This is a genomic window from Kitasatospora sp. NPDC057512 (genome assembly GCF_042802135.1).
In the GTDB taxonomy this organism is placed as follows: domain Bacteria; phylum Actinomycetota; class Actinomycetes; order Streptomycetales; family Streptomycetaceae; genus Kitasatospora.
In genome coordinates, this window is the sequence record NZ_JBHVET010000649.1 from 1 (window position 1) to 4998 (window position 4998).

Annotated in this window: 4 protein-coding genes; all 4 read right to left on the reverse strand. The window is 72.9% G+C overall.

The genetic code is table 11. The features are described from left to right. Nucleotides 1-43: 43 nt before the first annotated feature. The 4 genes from ACFU6K_RS31175 to ACFU6K_RS31190 all read right to left on the reverse strand — a co-directional run bounded on the left by ACFU6K_RS31175 (nucleotide 44) and on the right by ACFU6K_RS31190 (nucleotide 4685). Entirely contained in the window at nucleotides 44-769 is a 726-nt protein-coding gene (locus tag ACFU6K_RS31175) for a DUF3159 domain-containing protein (protein ID WP_234348601.1), read from the reverse strand. Between the two features lie 2 nt (nucleotides 770-771). After that, entirely contained in the window at nucleotides 772-1179 is a 408-nt protein-coding gene (locus tag ACFU6K_RS31180; RefSeq protein ID WP_380668700.1) for an OB-fold nucleic acid binding domain-containing protein, read from the reverse strand. A 65-nt stretch (nucleotides 1180-1244) separates the two neighbouring features. After that, complete coding sequence (locus ACFU6K_RS31185; RefSeq protein ID WP_049657530.1) at nucleotides 1245-1925, reverse strand: response regulator; 681 nt, start codon at nucleotides 1923-1925, stop codon at nucleotides 1245-1247. Nucleotides 1926-2093: 168 nt separating this feature from the next. Continuing rightward, nucleotides 2094-4685: an ATP-binding protein gene (locus ACFU6K_RS31190; RefSeq protein WP_380668702.1), complete on the reverse strand. Its 2592-nt coding sequence runs from the start codon at nucleotides 4683-4685 to the stop codon at nucleotides 2094-2096. Between the last annotated feature and the right edge of the window lie 313 nt (nucleotides 4686-4998).

Consider the following 4998-nt stretch of genomic DNA (forward strand, 5'->3'; position numbering starts at 1 on the left):
GGGTGCGGGCCCTTCGCCGTTGCCGGGGACGGGCGGGAGGCGGCTACTTCGCCGGCTCCTCCTCCTCGTCCAGCTGCGCCTTGATCGGCGGCGGCGCCTTCAGCAGGATCTGCCAGGTCACGTACATCGCCAGCAGCAGCGGCGGGATGCCGAGGGCGACCTTCAGCCAGCCGAGCAGGTTGACGTTGTGGGTGAAGTACAGCGGGAAGAGGATCACCGGCTTGGCGCCCATGATCAGCACCCAGGCCCAGGTCGCCTTGGTGTAGGCGGCCAGCCGGCCCGGGTTCTCCTTGCGCCAGGTGAACATCTCGCCGGTGATCGGGCCGAGCATCACCCCGATCATCGGCCAGCGCGCCAGGGCGGAGGTCGCCAGGGCGACGCAGTAGCCGACGTTCCAGAGCAGGCCGGGCAGGTAGAAGTCCTCGGCCTTGCCGCTCTTCATCGAGATCCAGGCACCGAGGGCGACCCCGAACACCCCGCTGAAGGCGTGCTGGATGGTCTGCCGCTTCGCCAGCCGGGCCACCACGAACAGGGCACTCAGGCCCAGCGCGGCCCAGGCCGAGGTGCTGACCTGGTGGGTCAGGTTGTACGTGACGATGAAGACCAGGCCGGGCAGCGTCATGTCGATCATGCCGCGCACGCCGCCGAAGGCCTGGAGCACGGTGTCGGCCGCCTCCTTGGAGGCGGCCCTGCGGGCGGCCTCCGCGTCCGCGGGGTCGACCGCCAGGTCGAGCTGGGCGGCGGCCTCGCCGCCGGGCTGGTTGCTCACGCTCATTCGCTCCCGTGTCCGACCGGACGCAGCTCATAGCGGGGGTTGAACAGCACGCGGCGCCCGCGTGCGTGGCTGATCCGACCGCTGGCGACCAGCCGGCGGCCGGGCTCTATCCCGGCGATCGAGCGGCGGCCGAGCCAGACCACGTCCAGCGCCTCGGTACCGTCGAAGAGTTCGGCCTCCAGGGCGGGCACCCCCGCCCGCGGGCGGAGCGTCACCGTGCGCAGCGTGCCCGCGACGGTGACCAGCTCGCGGTCCCCGCAGCCGGCGATCGGCGTGCAGCCGGACTCCGCGGCGGTCTCCTGACGCAGCTCCTCGGCGTCCAGTTCCTCGGCCGAGGAGGTCAGCCGGCTGAGCATGCGGCGGAACCGCCCCTGCGGCGGGCCGCTGCTGTTGTCACCACTCATGTCGGAAGGGTACCGGGTTCCGGCCCCCCGGCGGCAGGTCGCACGGCCGCCGGGGGCGGTCGCGGTCAGCTCTCGAAGCGGTACCCCATGCCCGGTTCGGTGATGAAGTGGCGCGGGTGCGAGGGGTCGCGCTCCAGCTTGCGGCGCAGCTGGGCGAGGTAGACCCGCAGGTAGTTGGTCTCGGTGCGGTAGGCCGGGCCCCACACCTCCTGGAGCAGCTGGGTCTGGCTGACCAGCCGCCCGGCGTTGCGGACCAGCACCTCCAGCAGGTGCCACTCGGTCGGCGTGAGGCGTACGTCGGCGCCGTCCCGGTTGACCTTCTTGGCCGCGAGGTCGACGGTGAAGGACTCGGTGACGACCAGCGAGTCGGCCTCCCCGGCCACCGGCTCGGCCCGCCGCACGGCGGCCCGCATCCGGGCGAGCAGCTCGTCCATGCCGAACGGCTTGGTGACGTAGTCGTCGGCGCCGGCGTCCAGCGCCTCGACCTTCTCGTCCGAGGCGTGCCGGGCCGACAGCACGATGATCGGCACCCGGGTCCAGCCGCGCAGGCCGCGGATCACCTCGACCCCGTCCATGTCGGGCAGGCCCAGGTCGAGGACGACCACGTCCGGATGGCGGGCCGCGGCCAGCTCCAGGGCGCTCGCGCCGTCATGGGCCGCGTCCACCTCGTACTTGCGGGCCTTGAGGTTGATCACCAGCGCGCGGACGATCTGCGGTTCGTCGTCCACGACGAGGACCCGGGTCATTTACGGGCTCCGCCTTTCAGGTCTGTGTGACTTACGGACTGGGACTGGCTCTACGACGTTCGGTACGGCGACGTTCGGTACGGCGTGCGGCGTGCTGTGCGGCGTACGGCCCGGGAGGCGCGCCGACCCCGGGAGGAGCGACGGGCCCGGCCGGTGCGCCGCCGGTTCTCAGGTGATCAGGTCCGGGAGCGGGCCGCCACCCTCGCCGCCCCGCTCCCCCGGTTCGGGCGGCCGTTCGACCACGGGCAGGCTGACGACCATGGTGAGTCCGCCGCCCGGGGTGTCCTCGGCGGTGACGGTACCGTCCATCGCCTCGACGAAGCCGCGCGCCACCGCGAGTCCGAGGCCCACCCCGGCGCCGCGCGGCGCGTCCCCGTACCGCTGGAACGGCGCGAAGATCCGCTCCTTGGCCTCCTCGGGCACACCGGGACCGCGGTCCACGATCCGCAGCTCGACCCGGGCCGGCCGCCCCGGCTGCCGCAGTTCGTCGGCCTTGACCAGCACCCTGACCCCGTCCGGGCTGTACTTGACGGCGTTCTCCACCAGGTTGGCCAGCGAGCGCTCCAGCAGCCCGCCGTCGGCCCGGACCATCGGCAGCGTCTCCGGGACCTCCAGCCGGACCGACTCCAGCGGCACCCCGCCGAGCGCGAACGGCACCACCTCGTCCAGGTCGGTCTCCTGGATCAGCGGGGTGACGGTCCCGGTCTGCAGGCGGCTCATGTCGAGCAGGTTGTTGATCAGGTGGTCCAGCCGGTCGGCCCCGGCCTCGATGCCGGCCAGCAGCTCGGCCTCGTCCTCCGGGGCCCAGTCGACGTCGGCCGAGCGCAGCGAGCTCACCGAGGCCTTGATGCCCGCCAACGGGGTGCGCAGGTCGTGCGAGACGGCGGCCAGCAGAGCCGTCCGGATCCGGTTGCCCTCGGCCTCCCGGCGGGCCTCGGCAGCCTCCCGGGCCAGCCGGCGGCGCTCCAGCACCACGGCGGCCTGGGCGGCGAACGCGCCGAGCAGGCGCCGGTCCGCCCCGGGCAGCACCCGGCCGCGCAGCACCAGCGCCAGGCTGTCGCCGACCGGGACGTCCACGTCGGCCTCCTCCGGCCGCTCCGGCGGGCGCGGGCCGGCGGCGGCCACCGGCGCCCAGGCGGAGAGCGGATCGGGCCGCTCCAGCAGCGCGGCGCTCTCCTGCCCGAAGGTCTCCCGGACCTGCTCCATCAGCGCGGTCAGCACCCCGTCACCGTTGGGCGCGCCGCGCAGCACCGTGCCGGCCAGCGCGCTGAGCGTCTGCGCCTCGGTCTGGCTGCGGGCCGCCTGCTGGGTGCGCCGGGCCGCGAGGTCCACCACCGACGCCACCGATATGCCGACGATGGTGAATATCGCCACCGCCATGATGTTCTGCGGCTCGTTGATGGTGAAGGTGTGCAGCGGCGGGGTGAAGTAGTAGTTCAGGACCGAGGAGGCGACCAGCGCCGAGCCGATCGCCGGCAGCAGCCCGCCGACCAGCGCCGCGCACACCGTCAGCGACAGGAACAGCAGCATGTCGGTGGAGAGCCCCAGCCCGCCGATCGCGGTCAGCACGATCGCCAGCAGCGGCGGGCCGACCAGTCCGATCAGCCAGCCGCCGACCGTCCGGGTACGGCCCAGGTCGGTGATCCGGCGGACCGGTATCTTGCCGCGCCGCCCGTGCCCGGCGTGCTCGTGGGTGACCATGTGGACGTCGATGTCCCCGGCCTCCCGGGTCACGATGGTGCCGACGCCCGGCCCGTACAGGTACTGCCAGCCGGGCCGCCGACTGGTGCCCAGCACGATCTGGGTGGCGTTCACACCCCGGGCGAAGTCCAGCAGCCCGCCGGCCGGGTCGTCGCCGAGGACGGCGTGGAAGGAGCCGCCGAGGCTCTCCACCAGCGCGCGCTGCTCGATCAGCGTCTGCGGCGAGCCGGAGCCCACCAGCCCGTCCGAGCGGGAGATGTGCACGGCGAGCAGCTCGCCGCCGGAGACCCTGGCGGCGATCCGGGCCGCCCGGCGGATCAGCGTCGCCCCCTCGGGCCCGCCGGTCAGGCCCACCACGATCCGCTCCCGGGCCTGCCAGGTGCCCTCGATGCCCTGCTCGGCCCGGTACTTCTGGAGGTACTCGTCCACCCGGTCCGCGGTCCACAGCAGCGCGAGCTCGCGCAGCGCGGTCAGGTTGCCCGGGCGGAAGTAGTTGGCGAGGGCGGCGTCGATCTTCTCCGGCGCGTACACGTTGCCGTGCGCCAGCCGTCGCCGCAGCGCCTGCGGGGACATGTCCACCAGCTCGATCTGGTCCGCCCGCCGGACCACCTCGTCCGGGACGGCCTCGCGCTGGCGCACCCCGGTGATGCCCTCGACGGCGTCGCCCAGCGACTCCAGGTGCTGCACGTTGACGGTGGAGATCACGTCGATCCCGGCCGCCAGCAGCTCCTCGACGTCCTGCCAGCGCTTCTCGTTGCGGCAGCCGGGGACGTTGGTGTGGGCCAGCTCGTCCACCAGGGCCACCTGCGGTCGGCGGGCCAGGACGGCGTCCAGGTCCATCTCGGAGAACCGGGCACCGCGGTGCACCACCTGCTGCCGCAGCACGACCTCCAGCCCCGCGACCATGTCCGCGGTCCGCCGGCGGCCGTGGTCCTCCACGAACGCGACCACGACGTCCGTGCCACGCTCCTGCCGCCGGTGCGCCTCGGCGAGCATGGCGTACGTCTTGCCGACCCCGGGGGCCGCCCCGAGGTAGATGCGCAGCCTGCCTCGTCCCATGAGCACCATTCTTGATCCGACCCGGCCCGGAGAACACCCCCGGACACCTGTTCCCCTCGCCTTCGAGACTACGGTGCGCAACGCGATTTTCCGCTGATCAGTGCGCTGATCAGGCGGTTTTAGCGGCATATTGACGGTGGACCAGCCACTCGGCGGGGGTCGTTCGGGAGGGGTCCGGAGGCAGTCGGAGGCGTCCATAGGCGTCCGCAGGCGTCCGATCGGCCCGGAAATGCGAAGAACCCCCATCCGGGTCCCGGATGGGGGTTCTTCAGAAGAATTGTTCGGCGGCGTCCTACTCTCCCACAGGGTCCCC

Coding starts and splice junctions, on each gene's coding strand:
- ACFU6K_RS31190 (WP_380668702.1), bottom strand. CDS start 4,685: ATGGGACGAGGCAGGCTGCGCATCTACCTCGGGGCGGCCCCCGGGGTC.
- ACFU6K_RS31180 (WP_380668700.1), bottom strand. CDS start 1,179: ATGAGTGGTGACAACAGCAGCGGCCCGCCGCAGGGGCGGTTCCGCCGC.
- ACFU6K_RS31185 (WP_049657530.1), bottom strand. CDS start 1,925: ATGACCCGGGTCCTCGTCGTGGACGACGAACCGCAGATCGTCCGCGCG.